Consider the following 15,572-nt stretch of genomic DNA (forward strand, 5'->3'; position numbering starts at 1 on the left):
ATGATAGTATTCGATTGACTAACTTTAAGCCTTAATATTTTATTGATATGGCGAAGCAATCAAAAGGAATTAATACAATATGCACCCACGTTGGTGAGGTCAACGATGAACAATTCAAAGGAGCGGTATCGCCCTTATACATGAGTACTTCATATGCATTTGAAGATGTTGAAGTCAAGCGTTACCCAAGATATTTTAATACGCCTAATCAAGAGGGTCTTTGTAAAAAAATTGCAGCCCTAGAACATACTGAAGGTGCTTTAATTTTCGGTAGTGGTATGGCCGCAATAAGTCATGCATTGATGGCTTTTTTAAAAGCTGGTGATCATATTGTTTTTCAACAAACACTTTATGGAGGCACGTATAATTTCGCGGTTTCTCAATTAGAAAAATATGGAATTGATTATTCTTTTGCTGAAGGCTGGAAAGCAGAAGATTTAGGGAAGGAAATTAAGCTGAATACGAAAGTAATATATATAGAAACACCGTCTAATCCATTATTGACAATAACAGATATAAAAGCAGTTTCTGAATTAGCAAAAGAGAATAATATTGTTACTATGATAGACAATACTTTTGCAAGCCCTATCAACCAGAACCCGATTGATTTTGGAATTGATATTGTTATTCATAGCGCAACAAAATATATGGGAGGTCACTCAGATATTTGTGCAGGAGCGGTTGCCGCATCTCAAGAACATATTGATACCATTTGGCAATCTTCAATCTGTTTTGGAGGGAGCTTAAGCGATCAGACTGTTTGGCTGTTGGAAAGAAGTCTAAAGACAATGGCGTTAAGGGTTAAAGCGCAAACTGCGAATGCGCAATTAATGGCTGAGTTTTTAGATGCACATAATGATATCGATGCGGTTTATTATCCAGGTTTGAAATCACATGCTGATTATCAATTAGCTCAATCACAAATGCATGGTTTTGGAGCTATGCTTTCCTTTGAACTGAAAGAAGAATTTAGTACCTCTCAATTTATGAAAGCATTGCAGTTAATTAAACCGTCAATGAGTTTAGCCGGTGTTGAAAGCACTATGCTTTCTCCAGTTTTGACATCGCATGCTTTGATGAGTAAAGAAGATCGAGAAAAACAAGGAATTCGTGATGGTTTAATTCGTTTTTCTGTTGGAATTGAAGAGGTTGAAGATTTGGTTTTTGATATTGAACAAGCCCTAGTAAAAGTAAAATCAAATTCGGTTTTGGTATCATGAAATTAGATATTTTAGTTTTCGGTGCACACCCTGATGATGCGGAATTAGGAGCAGGAGCTACCATTGCAAAAGAAGTTGCAAACGGTAAAAAGGTTGGTATTATTGATTTAACACGAGGTGAATTGGGTACCCGAGGTTCAGCAGAAATAAGGGACCACGAAGCCGCTGAAGCTGCCAAAATTTTAGGAGTTTCTATTCGAGAAAACTTGGAGTTTGCAGATGGCTTTTTTACTAATGATAAAGAACATCAATTAGAGATCATTAAAATGGTTCGAAAATATCAGCCAGATATCGTACTTTGCAATGCGATTGATGATAGACATATTGACCATGGAAAAGGCGCTAAGCTTGTGAGTGATGCCTGCTTTTTAAGTGGATTACTAAAAATTGACACTAGGCTTAATAGGGATGTGTCTTGGCAAGATCCATGGCGACCTAAATTGGTATATCATTATATTCAATGGAAGAACCTAGAACCTGATTTTGTTGTTGATGTCTCCGGATTTATAGAAAAAAAGACCGAGGCAATATTAGCTTATAGTTCTCAATTTTATGACCCTAAAAGTGACGAGCCTGAAACTCCAATAAGCAGCAAAAATTTTATTGATAGTGTAAATTATAGAGCAAGAGATTTAGGTCGATTAATTGGCTCAACACATGCTGAAGGTTTTACTGTTGAAAGATATACGGCGGTAGCTCGTATAAGCGATCTGATTTAACCAGCTTTTTTATATTTTTTAACCACTTTAGGAATGGTAAAATAGAATGTTGACCCTTTCTGAAGTTCACTTTCTACCCAGATTTCTCCTTTGTTTTTAATGACCATTTCTTTACAAAGGTTTAAACCTAGGCCAGTACCTTTCTCATTATTAGTACCGTAGGTTGTTAAATTAGAATTGTCATTAAAAATCTTTTTCATGGTAGGTTTATCCATTCCAATTCCAGTATCTCTAACCGATATTTTCCATGAGTTTTTGTCTTCTACAGCTTCTATTGTAATTAGGCCATTATTTGGTGTAAATTTTATGGCGTTGCTTACCAAGTTTCTGACTACAATATCAATGTGATTTTGATCAAAGTAACCCATGGGATTTTCGGGTAATTGATTTATGATTTTTATGGATTTTGACGCCGCTAATTCTGATAATAAATTAATATTATTATCCACTAACTTGCTAAAACAATTAACTTTAGGTCTTGTTGTAGTTCCATTCATTTGGGCATATCCCCAAGAAAGTAGGTTATTGAGTGTAAATAGGATGTGATCTACATCTGATTTAAGCTTGGGCACAAAGGAGTGAAATTCTTCCTTTGCAATATCGCCGGAAGAGAATAATTTTAAAATGCCCTGTAAGGCACCGATAGGTCCTCTTAAATCATGACCAATAATGGAGAAAAGTTTATCTTTTGTCTTATTAATTTCATTTAATTCAGACTCACGTTCTCTAAGGCTTTTTGTTTTTACTTTTAGTTCTTTATAAAGACGTTTTTGTTTTTTCTGATTAAAGTATAACGGAATTGAAATAGCAAGAACAATACATAGTATAGCCAATGCTAAATTTATCAAATTACGTTGTTTTGCTAAAGCTTTTTCATTTGCTTCAATCAGTTCTTGTTTTTGTTGGTCATAGTTGAACCTTGTCTTTGTTAAGGTCAGAATTTTTTTATTCTCATCTCGAGATAAAGAATCTGATAATTTTTGAAATACTTCATGAAAAGCTAAAGCATTTTCATATTCATCATTGTTCTTGCTAATTTTATACAATGTTTCAGCGCAATCTTTCTGACCTTGTAAGGATTGTATTCTTTTTGATATTTCAAACCCTTCTTGAGCAAATTTTGATGAGGTAGAATCTATATTCAAACCGTAATAGGCTTTTGCCAGACCATTGAGTAATTCGATTTTACTTCTATCATCTTCCAAATTTTCATGCAGTACATTACTTTGATCAAACCAATATAATGACCATTTGTACTTTTTTTGATTCAGATAAATACCTCCTTTTACGCTATAAGCAAAGGCTAACCAATCATAAATCCCATGTTTTTCAAATATTGAAATACTTTGATTTATATTAAACATGGCGTATTCAAAATTATCCATGTCTGTATATAATTCGGCAAGATTACTCATAGTCTCAGCAGAAATTATTTCGTCTCCTAGCTGTTCATTGTAGCGCTTTACTTTCTTATAAAATTCTAATGCTTGGGAAAATTCTTTTTGAGCAGCATAAAGTGCGGCTATATTTTCATTTAAAATTGATAACATTAGTTTATCGTCTAAAGGTGTTGCTATATCAATACCCTCTAAATAACTATTTAACGCCTTTTCGTAATCTCCAGTGTATGAGTATTCCGTTCCTAAATCATTTAACAGTGCTAATTTTAATTTGAGGTCTTGTACTGAATCTGCAATTTTAAGAGCATTATTTAAATACGAAATAGCTTTTAACGCATTACCCTTATCAGAAAAGTAATCTCCTAAAGAATTTAAGGCCTTGGTCTCCCCATGGATGTAATTCAATTGTTTACTAAGTGCCAATGCTTCTTTTGATAAAAATAACAGACTATCTGATTTTATAAAGCGATAATTACCTGCCAAATTGTTTATCAGATTGATGTAGGAGGTATCTTTTTCAAAGTTTGGCGTTTTTTTTTGAAGCTTAACTATCTTTCTTTTGATACTGTCAATAGATGACTGTTGCCCGTACATAATAGGAAAGCATAGCATAAACAATATCAAAATGATACTATTTACTTTGTATGGTTTTAGTGTTTGTTTATTGTAGGTACACATTAATGGCGTTTTGCCTAAATAATTGGAGTAAAATTAGATTACAAGAAATCTAAGAACCAATTAATGTTGTGAACTACGTTTTTTTGTGTGTTTTATCGTTAAAAATAGGTATTTCACCGATGTTTTGACTACTAGGCAGGGTGATGTAAAAACAGCTGCCGACCTGGGCTTCACTTTTGATATTTAACTTCCCATTGTTTTTGGCTAACAATTCCAGGCAAATATTCAACCCCAAACCAGTTCCTTTTTCTTTTTCTGTTCCTAATGTTGATTGCGGGTGGCCTCCTTTAAATATTTTATCTAAAACCAATGAATCCATTCCGACGCCTTTGTCACATATATCAATTGTAATTTCATTATTTTGTTCGAAAGCGCTTAAACTTATTATTTCATTTGGAAAGGAATATTTAATGGCATTTGAGATAATATTTCTTAAGATTATGTTTAAATGTTCTTTGTCTACATGAACCGCTATTGAATCAGAAATATCGTAACTTAATGATATATTTTTTTTAAGTAATCGTTCTTTGTAAAGCGAGATAGTGTTGTCTAAAGCACTTTTTAAGTTAATATGCTCAGGGTTTGAATAAATTCCCTTCATCTGAGTTTGGGCCCATACTAATAGATTATTAAGAGAGAAAGAGCTGTGATCTACATTCTCTTTAAGTCTTGGAGTAATTTTTTTGAATTCTTCAGCGGTAATATTGTCTTTTCCGTATAAACTTAAAAGTTCTTGTAATGTTCCAATTGGTGCTTTTAAATCGTGTCCAATAATGGTAAATACTTTATCCTTTAAAATATTTATTTTTTGAAGTTCACTATTATTTTGAGATTGAATTTTATTATTTCTTTTGACCAGAACTATAATTATCAGCAAAAAAGAAATAATCAAAATAGTAATGAAAATCACCGTTTTTTGACGAAATAATTTGTCTTTATAGTCATAAATTTCTCGCTCTTTTTCTATTTCTAAATCATTTTTTACTTTGAGAATTGCAAGTTTATTTTTATTGTTTTCTCGCTCTATGGAGTCATTTAATTTGTTAGCTAAGAGTTTAAACTCTAATGCCTTTTTATTGTTTCTATTTTTTTGATAAATAGTTGATAATACCTCAGCACTTAAAATTTGACCATCAAAATAAGACAGTTGTTTTGAAGTATCGTAAGCTGTAATTGCTGTACGCTCTGCTTGTTTAATTTCATTTTGCTTTAGATGATACTCAGCATAAGTAATGTTTAAGTCTGATTTACCTCTTGGATCATCTATTTTGACATATATGGAATCACTCTTTTGTAGAAAAGAGTATGCTGTTTTAAGATCATTTTTTTTTAAATAGTTTCTCCCAAGAATTGAATAACAATAGGCCAGCCAGTCTTCAATATTTTCTTTTTCAAAAATTAGAATTGCTTCCGAAATATGCTTTATTGAAGATTCTAATTCATTAATAACTAAATACGAATAACCCATATTTGCAAGTACCTCAGCCCTAGCAAAAGAGGAGGATTCTCCCAGTTCAAAATCGAGACTCTCTCGATAATAATTTAAAGCTTCCTCGGTCGAACCAAGGTATGCCATTAAATTTCCTAAGTTCATTTTAACCCTAAGCCTATATAATTGATTTTCTAAGTCTTCAGCAATTATAAGACCTTCTTGTAAGGTTTTATAGGAAGAAGGGTAATCAGATTTTTGCTCGTAAATAAAGGCTTTAGAATTTAAACTTCTTAAAGCAATTAGTTTTTCATTATTTACTCTTTTGAGTATTTCATCATGTTGTAACAATGCTTTATCTAGCTCACCTTTAAACATGGAATAATCTGCAAGATTATTTTTTCCTTCTAGAAAACCTTTATTGTAGTTTATATTTTCACTTAGTTCCTTAGCCTGAGTGGCATATAAAAACATTTTTTTGGTATCAGAATAAGCAACTTTAAAGGCTATCTCATTTAAGGTGTTGATATAAGCCGTATCTGATTTAAATTGAGAATTTTGTTCTAGTTTATTTTTCTTTTCTTCTAATGAGGCAACAGTTATAGATTGTGATTCAACAGACGATGTAAGAAGAATAAAAAAAATAAAAATATTTTTAGACATTTCTGGGTCCTAATTCTCAATATTTAGAGGGTAACTCGGCAGATTGATATGAATACAGGTACCTTTATGAAGTTCACTTTCAATTTCTAATTCACCGCCATTTATACCTAATAATTTTCTGCAGATACTTATTCCGAGACCAGTACCCTTTTCTTGATTTGTTCCAAGTTTTGATGTAATATTTTGTCCATCAAAAATCTCTTTTATGAGCTTCGAACTCATGCCTATTCCATTATCGCAGATTACTATTTTAATAGTGCGTAAACTTTTTAAAGTATTAAAGGTGAGTTTATGCTCTGGGTGAGAGTATTTTATCGCATTAGAAATCACATTTCTAAGGATTATACTTAAGTGATCAACATCCATAAATACTTTAGCATCAATAGGTATATTACATTCAACCTTAATCTTCTTTTCTTGTATCTGGTGTTGATAAAGATCGCAAACTTTTGCCGCTGCTTCCTTAAGGGCAATAGTTTCAGGGTTTACTTCGATTATATTCATCTCTGTTTGAGCCCAAAATAATAAATTATTAAGTGAAAAAGCGCTGTAATCAACATTCTCTTTGAGCCTAGGAGTTATGTTTTTAAGTTCATCAAGACTGATACTTTTATCCTTGTACAGGTTTAATAGTTCTTGTAATGTTCCAATTGGTGTTTTCAAATCATTACCGATAGTTGAAAAAACTTTATTCTTTGAATTATTTAATTTTACTAATTCAAAATTCAAGTTTTTTTCAGTTTTAAAATTTCGAACTATTAAAAATAAAATTAATAGAATTAGGCCAACAAGTCCCACAGATGTTCCTGCGATGATTTTTTGTTTTTCAAGTTTTTTTCGATTTTCTAGAAGTAATTTATTTTGGCTTCTTTCAAAATCGAGCTTAGCTTTTGCTAATCTTATACTATTATTGGCAATTTTTGAATTTAAAGAATCTTTTAAATATGTGTATTGCTCCAAATAAAACAGTGCTTGTTGAGTATTTGATTTTTGATTTTCGATTTTCTCTAAATATTCATAACACTTTAAAATGCTACTTACATCATTAACTTCTTGAGCTATATTAAAGGCATTTGAAACTCTAATTGATGCATTTTTTAGATCTTTGATTTCAAGGTAAATACGTGTAAAAAGGATATCAATTTCTAATTGATCTCTAGAGTTATTTAAGCTTTTCAAAATCTTTTCAGATTCTTTATTTCTTGATATCGCCTCGTCATATAATCCTTGGTACAAATACCACCTAGACTGAACCCTTTGAGCTCTAGAATACCACAAAGGCTGATTTTTTTTAAAAATTGCTAGGGACATGTCAGCATATCTTTTGGCCAATTCATAGTCTTTTTTGTCAATTGCGTTTAAAGCAATATTTGACATAGTAGCGGCTTTGTGCCTTTGGTCGCCCAGTAATACCCAGAGGCTATCTGCAATTAAATATTCCTTCTCGGCGTCATCATAAAGTCCGTTGGACCAGTAAAAGAAGCCTAAATTGTGCCTAAGAAGTCCTTCTTGTTCAAATAGATTTTTTTCTTGAGCAAGGGTAATGCCTTGATAATAGCTCAAAACAGCCTCTCTATATTTTCCACTAAAAAGTTCTTGTGAAGCTTTACTTTTAAAAATATCTACTTGTAAAGAAAAATAATTTTCCTTTTCAGCAATTTCTTTAGCTTTTTCAAAATATTCTACTGCAACATTTAGTTCACCTATATCAGAATAGTAATCACCTAACCGAAGTAATGCCCCGGCTTCTCCTTTATCATATTCTATATCCTTGCTGTTTTTTAAGGCCCTTAGTGCAAATAATTTTAAGCTATCAGGTTTTTTGTACCTATATTCATAAGAGAGAAGTACTAAATCATCTATATATTCTTGGCTTAAGTCATTATCGAGTTCATGTTTGATTATTTTTCTTAAAAGGCTGTCCTTTTGTTTCAATTGTGCAATTGAGCTCACACAAAATAAAAAAGAGGTTAGAAAGAGTAATATATTTTTCAAAAGCTTAATCCCTTTTTAGACTTAAAAACAATTTTAAATTTTACTTAGGTAATTTCATTTCAAAACAACTACCCCTACCAAGAGTACTTTCAATAGTTAAACCTCCATTGTTGGCGACTAGCAAATCTTGACAAATTTTCAAACCAAGTCCGGTTCCTTTTTCATTTAAAGTGCCTGGTTTTGAAACGGTGCTATGATTATTTAAAATTTGATTTATGAATAATTTACTCATCCCGACACCATTATCACAAACGCTAAAAATAATCTGATTTTCAGTACTATCTCGGCTATTAAAACTTATTTTACCTCCTTTGATTGAATACTTTATAGCGTTTAAGGTAATGTTTCTTAAAATGATATTCAAATGCTCTTCAGCCATAAATACAGTCATTGATTCCGAGCAATTACATTCAACAGTAATATTTTTAGCTTGAATTTGCTCTTGGTAGAGCGCAACAATTTCCTTGCCCTTTTCTTTAATATTTATAGTTTCTGGTTTTACTATTGAAACCCCGTTCATTTGATTTTGTGCCCATAGCAAAAGGTTATTTAGAGTAAATGCACTATGGTCCACGTTGTTCTTTAGTCTTGGAGTAATCTCGGCTATTTGCTCCTCAGTAATTGCTTCGCTTTTGTAAAGTTCTAATAATTCTTGAAGCGTACTTATTGGTGTTTTAAGATCATGACCTACTATAGAAAAGACTTTGTCTTTTGCTGCGTTAATTTTAAGTAGTTCAGAGTTAGCTCTTTTTTGAGTTTGAATATTTCTTCTAATTAAAAACAAAATTATTGCAGCAGAAATCAACAAAATAATGGCTAAATAGGTAATAATTTTTTGGGTTTCAATTTCTTTGATATTCTGATTAGCTATTTTAGCTTGCTCGTTTTCATAATTATTTTGAGCATCTAACATTAAAAATTTTGTTTTGTTTTCAGCTATTTCAATAGAATCTGAAAGGCTTCTAGAAGTTTCTAGATGTGCAATGGCTTTCTCTGTGTTATTTTGCGATTTGTTTATTCTATATAAAAGATTATTGGCTCTTATAATACCGTCATAGAATTTTATTGATTTAGAAATACTATCCCCCATTAAAGCACTTTGTTCACTTTTGACTAAATCATTTTTTAACAAATAAGCTTCAGAAAGACCTAAGCAAGCTTCGGCTTTACGTTGTGGGTCATAAATATTTTTAAGTAGTTTTTTTGAATCTTTAAATTGTTGAATGGCAGAATCAAGCTCTTTCTCAATAAGTGATACCTCGCCTAAGTTTATTTGAGCGAATGCCTGCCATGGAGTATTTTGAACTTTTTTAAATTCTTCAATAGATTCTTTTAGATACTTTTTTGCTTTTTGTATTTCGTTGGTTTTAATGAACATGTAGCCCATGTTACTTTTCACTTGGGCCAGGCCTCCAAGGTCTTTCTTTATTTCAAGGAGTCTTAAACATTCCTCGTAATAAGGTAATGCTTGCTCTGGATCATTCACTATGGCGAAAGAGGTTGCCAAGTTCATATTAAACATGACTGACATTTCAAGGTTATTGAGTTTCTTGGCTTTTTCTCTTCCTAATTGGCAGTATTTATATCCTTCAGCATAATCTGATTTCATAAAATGCCCCATACCAATAGCATTCAAACTTTTTAAGTGAATAGTATCAGCACGAATTAATGATGCAATTTCTCTTGCCTCTTCTGCATCTTTAAAACCTTCTTCAAAATTACCTTCGAAAATTTTAGATACCCCTAATGCTAATTTTGATCCTGCGATTCCTTTCTTAAATTTAATATTTTCACTATAGCCAAGTGCTCTTTGAGCAATTGTATTTGTGCTGTCATGGTCAAGGTATACATATGTTCTAGCTAAAGTGTAAAGGTTTTTTATGTAGTTGGTGTCAATTTCATAATTTTTCAAATTCTCTTCGTAGAACTTTCTTTTCTGTAAAAGACTATCAATAAGCAGTTGTTGTGAATGGGTTAATTGAATAAAAGAAAACAAAACAAATATTGATAAGGTCAACTTTTTTGTAATGTTGTTGCTTATACAATATGATTTCATGTAAATCAAAATGGAGTATTATTAGGAAAATAGTAAATAGAAAAATAAGCAAAAAATAACACTTGAAGAATTGTACATAGATTTTTGTTTGATGGGTAAAAAAAATTATCTTTGCAACCGCTTTAAATGGTGGTTGTAGCTCAGCTGGTTAGAGCATCGGTTTGTGGTACCGAGGGTCGCCGGTTCGAACCCGGTCTTCCACCCTAAGTGAAAAATAAAAGTCCTAACAATTTGTTAGGACTTTTTTCATTTTAAGTATGGACTTAAATTATTTTTAAAGTATTTAACTTGCGTTATTTAGCTGGATTTTCGAACTATTTTGCAGCCTTATCAACAATTACTTTTTCTGATCTGTTAACGACTTCCCAAGCTGTATGGAATACCAATTGAGTTCTGTTTTTCAATAAATCATAATTTATTTTATCAGGAGTATCACCTGGTCTATGGTAGTCATCATGAGTTCCATTAAAATAAAAAATTATAGGAATATTATTCTTTGCAAAATTATAATGATCACTTCTGTAATAAAACCTATTAGGGTCATTTTCATCGTTATAGGTGTAATCCAATTCAATATTCAAATATTTCGTATTTACTGCTTCTGAAAGTTCATGAAGTTCCGTGCTTAACTTGTCAGAACCAATCAAATAAATATAATTTCTGTCTCCTTCTCTTTTTGGGTCAATACGACCTATCATATCAATATTAAGATTTGCCACGGTATTCGCTAATGGAACAATTGGTTCATAATCTGTATAAAATTGTGAGCCAAGTAGGCCTTTTTCTTCTCCAGTTACATGTAAAAATATTATTGATCGTTCAGGTCCTTGACCTTCATCTGCAGCTTTTTTAAAGGCTTCTGCAATTTCTAATAAGGCAACTGTACCAGAACCATCATCATCAGCTCCATTATTAATTTGACCATCAGCAGTTACACCAATATGATCTAAATGAGAAGATATAATAAGGTACTCGTTTGGTTTGGTGCTTCCTTTGATAATTGCAGCAACATTTTCTGAATCTACTTGATTATTATCGCTTACTATTTCTAGTTTAACAGTCGAATCCAAAATTCTTGGTGTAGCGTCGGTTTCTATGTTTTCAAATAAAGCTATTGCAGCATTTTTGTTCAGAAGAATATTAAATTCATCACTTACTTGCGCTTTTAATTGCATTCTTCCGCTATCATTACTTTTCATATACTCGAAGTACCGATTGTACCTTGCAAAATTATCAGCGTCATAATACAGAACTCCAATTGCACCTTTACTGGTTGCCAATTGATCCCTTTTACCCAAGGCCTCTGACATATTGCTCCAAACAGATTTTTCCGAACTACCAGAGATAACATAAGTCCCATCATCATTTTTAGGCTCACCAGATTTCATTAGCACTAATTTCCCCGACACATCAATATTACTGTAATCTGAATAGTTCTCTTCTTCAATACCGTAACCAACATAAACGATATTATCAAAATTTCCAGCAGCACGCGAAAAGGTCAAAATATCTTCACCAACCATTAATGATTTTCCATTGACATCCATTGTGCCTTTGGGTACTTTGCTAATTTCAAGCGGAACTTTTTGTAGATAATCACCGTTTGTTTTTGCAGGATTTAGACCTAAAGCCTCATATTCTTTTTTTAAGTAATCTACTGCCTTTTTTTGCCCAGGCTGACCAGTCTCACGGCCTTCAAATTCATCAGAAGCATAAATGTATAAATGCTCTTTTAATTCTTCTTCCGTAATTGTTGAAGCATAAGTGATTGAGAAATCTTCAACAGGTTGAGATTCAGTTTTTTCAACGATAGTTTTTTGTGACGAATTACAAGCAATTGCGAATCCAAAGATTATTATAAATAATTTTTTCATTTTGTTTTTTGTAGTTGTCCAAAAATAAGTAAACAAAATTTGTAGTAAAAAAAATTAAGGTTCTGAGATACTCTTAACATATTTTAAAGGACTTAGTCCCTGAATTGCCTTGAATTGTTTATTGAAATTTGATATTGAATTAAACCCTGATTTAAGTGCTATTTCTCCAATACTAAAATCATTTTCATCGAGTAGTAGTTGACAAGCATGAGCAACCCTGACTTCGGTGACAAAGGTGAAAAAGGACTTATTACAGCGTTGTTTGAAGAATCTGCAAAATGCATTCGGACTCATATGAGCCATAGCAGCTACTTTCGTAAGTGTGATATTTTGGTTGAAATTTTTTATAACAAAATCAAATATGACCTGAAGTCTTGTCCCTTGATTGTTGGAGATAGGTTTTTGATACTGCTTTTGACTTAACAATTCTTTTTCTTTAGTTGCTATTGTTTTTAGCAATTCGAGAAAATTCATAAATAAGAAAAACCTATTCGTATTTTTTATTTTTGAAACTTTTTTAAATAGTTCTGGTTCAATTTGTTTAATAGAAACACCAAAATTTAAAACTTCAAATAGACCGGTTAAATCTTCCATTTCTGGTAAATCAAAGAAGTTATGACCAAAAGCGTTTGGTAAAAAGAATACGGAAATCATGTGCGACTTCTTTGGACTTTCAGTGCTTTGAAAAAGGTGAGGAACGTTACTTCCAATTGCAAAAGTGTCTCCTTTGCTATATCTAGAGATAGTGTTTCCCACAACAAGTTTTCCTTTTCCCGAAATGATGTGGCTTATCTGTATTTCTGAATGTTGATGTAAACGGTCAAAAAAGGTTTTAGTGATATCCTCTTGAACAATTATATTCTCTTTTGGTTTTTTTGGAATGGTAAAAGGGAATACTTTCATTTAGTTAATAATTAACAGTATTTACGCCAAATCTATAAAAAATAGGTAAAATAGTGGAAAATATAGCTAAAAATGGATAAAACAAAACCAAATGAGTGGTTTAATTTTATACCACATATTAAAATCAATCATAATGCAAATAAATTGGGAAGGCGTAATGCCTGCTATAACAACTAAATTCACTTCAGATGATCAGTTAGATTTAGAGATGTTTGAAGTTAATGTAAAAGCACAAATGGATGCAGGAGTCTCTGCCCTTATCTTAGGAGGAACTTTAGGTGAAGCAAGCACCTTGTCCTTTGAAGAAAAGAAAACACTGATTATTGAAACTGTGCGTATTGTAGAAGGTAAAATACCTGTGATTATCAATATTGCTGAACAAACGACAAAAGGAGCAATCGAGGCTGCTCAAGTGGCTAAAGAATGCGGAGCAAAAGGTTTGATGATGTTGCCTCCAATGCGATACAAAGCGAATAGTTATGAGACAGTTACTTATTTCAGGGCTGTTGCAAATAGTACTGAACTACCTATAATGATTTATAACAATCCTATTGATTATGGTATTGAAGTTACTTTAGATATGTTAGAAGAACTTTTAGATTGTGATAATATTCAAGCCGTAAAAGAGTCTACTAGAGATATTTCAAATATTACTAGAATTAAATCTAGATTTGGTGATAGGTTAAAAGTTTTTACTGGAGTAGATACTCTTGGTCTAGAAAGTGTTTTTATGGGTGCAGATGGTTGGGTAGCAGGTTTGGTTTGTGCATTTCCGGCAGAGACTGTTGCTATTTATAAACTAGCAAAAGCTGGCAGGGCAGAAGAGGCTATTGCCATTTATCGATGGTTTTTACCATTACTTGAATTAGATATTAACCCACAATTGGTTCAAAATATTAAATTAGCCGAAGTAGCTACAAAAATAGGAACTGAGAATGTTCGCGCACCTAGATTACCTTTGCAAGGCAATGAGAGAGAAAGAGTATTAAAAATAATTAAAGAAGGTGTTGCGACAAGACCTGTGCTCCCTGAATACAAATCACTTTAGTTTATGATTACTGGAAAAAACCAATTAGGAAATTCACTTTCAAATTTAGGAACCAAGAGCTTTAAAACATTTAATCCTCAACAAAATAAGGAAAACGAATGGAACTTTTTTGAAGCTAACGAGACCGAGATTGAGACGGCCCTCAAGCTTGCGGACCGTGCTTTTGAGACCTTTCAAAAAGCATCTGGTGCATCCAGAGCACTTTTTTTAAACACTATTGCTGATGAAATTGAAGCTTTAGATGATGTTTTAATCACAACATATTGTGCGGAGACTGGCTTACCTGAAGGAAGAGCAAAAGGAGAGCGTGGGCGTACCATGGGTCAACTAAGATCTTTCGCAAAACTTGTAGAAGAAGGTTCATGGGTAAAAGCCTCAATTGATACAGCAATTCCGGAAAGACAGCCCTTTCCTAAGATTGATATTAGAAAAATGATGGCCCCACTTGGGACAGTTGTTGTCTTTGGAGCAAGTAACTTTCCACTAGCTTATTCCACAGCTGGTGGTGATACAGCGAGTGCCTTTGCAGCTGGATGTCCAGTAGTAGTAAAAAGTCATCCAATGCATGCAGGAACAGGAGAATTGGTAGCTCATGCAATCAATATTGCTGCTAAAAAAACGAATATGCCAGATGGGGTATTTTCTAATTTAAATAGTAGTGGTATTGAAGTGGGTCAAAAATTAGTTAATCATCCACTAACAAAGGCTGTAGGTTTTACTGGCAGTATTCAAGGTGGCAGAGCACTATTTGATATGGCTTCAAGGCGTAAAGAGCCAATCCCTGTATTTGCTGAGATGGGAAGCGTTAATCCGGTAATAATTTTACCGCAAGCACTTCAATTAAAAGGAGAAGCTTGGGCCAAGACTTATGCGGGCTCAATAACCTTAGGAACAGGTCAATTTTGCACTAACCCAGGTCTGTTATTCGCAATAAAACATGATAGCCTTGAAAATTTCACTACTGTTTTATCCGAAGAGCTTTTAAAAATTGATGCTTCATGTATGCTTCACCCAACTATTCAATCGAATTATAGTAAAAATAAATCGGAGATGATGGAGCAAGACGGGTTAAGTATTACTGCGGATTTAAAAACGAATACTCCACCAAATTTTGCGAAACAAGCAGTCGTGAAAGTTTCAGGCGAAAAATTTATTTCGAACACGAAATTACATCAAGAAGTATTTGGTCCTTTCTCGATGATTGTAAGTTGTAAAGATGAAGAAGAGTTGGTCAAAGCAATTCAATCAATGGAAGGACAATTGACCGGAACTATTATTTCTGAGAACGGAGAGGTTGACAATAGCTCAGTATTGGTTAACACTTTACAAAGCAAAGTCGGCAGATTAATATTCAATGGCGTTCCGACAGGTGTAGAAGTATGCCCTTCAATGCAACATGGTGGGCCTTACCCTGCTTCTACAGATAGTCGTTTCACCGCCGTTGGTATTCATGCCATAGACAGGTGGGTTAGACCAATTAGTTTCCAAAATTGGCCAAATCATTTACTGCCAAACGCTCTAATGAACGAGAACCCTCTAAAAATTGAACGACTTATAAATGGTGAACTGACTAAAAGAGCAATTTAA

10 protein-coding genes and 1 tRNA gene are annotated in these 15,572 nt (G+C 32.8%); 5 read left to right on the forward strand and 6 right to left on the reverse strand.

Translation table 11 applies throughout. From position 1 onward, the window contains the following. Positions 1 to 47: 47 nt before the first annotated feature. Positions 48 to 1,220 (forward strand): trans-sulfuration enzyme family protein, encoded by a 1,173-nt coding sequence (locus RM520_RS06705; RefSeq protein WP_311384951.1) that lies wholly within the window; start codon positions 48 to 50, stop codon positions 1,218 to 1,220. Then, the gene (gene bshB1 / locus RM520_RS06710) at positions 1,217 to 1,939 is read left to right on the forward strand and encodes a bacillithiol biosynthesis deacetylase BshB1 (protein ID WP_311384952.1); all 723 of its coding nucleotides are present in this window, start codon (positions 1,217 to 1,219) and stop codon (positions 1,937 to 1,939) included. Before RM520_RS06705 ends, bshB1 begins: the two co-directional genes overlap by 4 nt. Here the strand turns inward: bshB1 and RM520_RS06715 are convergent. The 4 genes from RM520_RS06715 to RM520_RS06730 all read right to left on the reverse strand — a co-directional run bounded on the left by RM520_RS06715 (position 1,936) and on the right by RM520_RS06730 (position 10,160). Then, on the reverse strand, positions 1,936 to 4,017 hold the full coding sequence (locus RM520_RS06715; protein ID WP_311387433.1) for a tetratricopeptide repeat-containing sensor histidine kinase: 2,082 nt from the start codon (positions 4,015 to 4,017) through the stop codon (positions 1,936 to 1,938). The genes bshB1 and RM520_RS06715 overlap by 4 nt on opposite strands. A 73-nt stretch (positions 4,018 to 4,090) precedes the next feature. Then, positions 4,091 to 6,109: a tetratricopeptide repeat-containing sensor histidine kinase gene (locus tag RM520_RS06720; RefSeq protein ID WP_311384954.1), complete on the reverse strand. Its 2,019-nt coding sequence runs from the start codon at positions 6,107 to 6,109 to the stop codon at positions 4,091 to 4,093. Positions 6,110 to 6,118: 9 nt separating this feature from the next. Continuing rightward, positions 6,119 to 8,044, reverse strand: a complete 1,926-nt coding sequence (locus RM520_RS06725) for a tetratricopeptide repeat-containing sensor histidine kinase (protein WP_311384955.1) — start codon at positions 8,042 to 8,044, stop codon at positions 6,119 to 6,121. Between the two features lie 100 nt (positions 8,045 to 8,144). Next, positions 8,145 to 10,160, reverse strand: coding sequence for an ATP-binding protein (locus RM520_RS06730; protein WP_311387434.1), 2,016 nt, complete (start codon positions 10,158 to 10,160; stop codon positions 8,145 to 8,147). Between the two features lie 128 nt (positions 10,161 to 10,288). Here RM520_RS06730 and RM520_RS06735 point away from each other — a divergent pair. After that, positions 10,289 to 10,364, forward strand: a tRNA-His gene (locus RM520_RS06735). A 110-nt stretch (positions 10,365 to 10,474) separates the two neighbouring features. On the opposite strand, the gene RM520_RS06740 is transcribed toward RM520_RS06735, so the two are convergent. Then, complete coding sequence (locus RM520_RS06740) at positions 10,475 to 12,034, reverse strand: M28 family peptidase (protein ID WP_311387435.1); 1,560 nt, start codon at positions 12,032 to 12,034, stop codon at positions 10,475 to 10,477. Between the two features lie 54 nt (positions 12,035 to 12,088). Further along, positions 12,089 to 12,937, reverse strand: coding sequence for an AraC family transcriptional regulator (locus tag RM520_RS06745; RefSeq protein WP_311387436.1), 849 nt, complete (start codon positions 12,935 to 12,937; stop codon positions 12,089 to 12,091). A 133-nt stretch (positions 12,938 to 13,070) separates the two neighbouring features. On the opposite strand from RM520_RS06745, the gene RM520_RS06750 reads away from it, so the two are divergent. Together RM520_RS06750 and RM520_RS06755 are read left to right on the forward strand one after the other, a co-directional pair. Next, on the forward strand, positions 13,071 to 13,985 hold the full coding sequence (locus RM520_RS06750) for a dihydrodipicolinate synthase family protein (RefSeq protein ID WP_311384959.1): 915 nt from the start codon (positions 13,071 to 13,073) through the stop codon (positions 13,983 to 13,985). A gap of 3 nt (positions 13,986 to 13,988) precedes the next feature. Beyond that, positions 13,989 to 15,572 carry an aldehyde dehydrogenase (NADP(+)) gene (locus RM520_RS06755; protein ID WP_311387437.1) on the forward strand — a complete coding sequence of 528 codons (1,584 nt, stop codon included), beginning with the start codon at positions 13,989 to 13,991 and terminating at the stop codon, positions 15,570 to 15,572.

It is taken from the genome of Croceitalea vernalis, assembly GCF_031846405.1.
GTDB classification, from domain to species: domain Bacteria; phylum Bacteroidota; class Bacteroidia; order Flavobacteriales; family Flavobacteriaceae; genus Croceitalea; species Croceitalea vernalis.

Coding starts and splice junctions, on each gene's coding strand:
- RM520_RS06745 (WP_311387436.1), bottom strand. CDS start 12,937: ATGAAAGTATTCCCTTTTACCATTCCAAAAAAACCAAAAGAGAATATA.
- RM520_RS06705 (WP_311384951.1), top strand. CDS start 48: ATGGCGAAGCAATCAAAAGGAATTAATACAATATGCACCCACGTTGGT.
- RM520_RS06755 (WP_311387437.1), top strand. CDS start 13,989: ATGATTACTGGAAAAAACCAATTAGGAAATTCACTTTCAAATTTAGGA.
- RM520_RS06715 (WP_311387433.1), bottom strand. CDS start 4,017: ATGTGTACCTACAATAAACAAACACTAAAACCATACAAAGTAAATAGT.
- bshB1 (WP_311384952.1), top strand. CDS start 1,217: ATGAAATTAGATATTTTAGTTTTCGGTGCACACCCTGATGATGCGGAA.
- RM520_RS06720 (WP_311384954.1), bottom strand. CDS start 6,109: ATGTCTAAAAATATTTTTATTTTTTTTATTCTTCTTACATCGTCTGTT.
- RM520_RS06750 (WP_311384959.1), top strand. CDS start 13,071: ATGCAAATAAATTGGGAAGGCGTAATGCCTGCTATAACAACTAAATTC.
- RM520_RS06740 (WP_311387435.1), bottom strand. CDS start 12,034: ATGAAAAAATTATTTATAATAATCTTTGGATTCGCAATTGCTTGTAAT.
- RM520_RS06730 (WP_311387434.1), bottom strand. CDS start 10,160: ATGAAATCATATTGTATAAGCAACAACATTACAAAAAAGTTGACCTTA.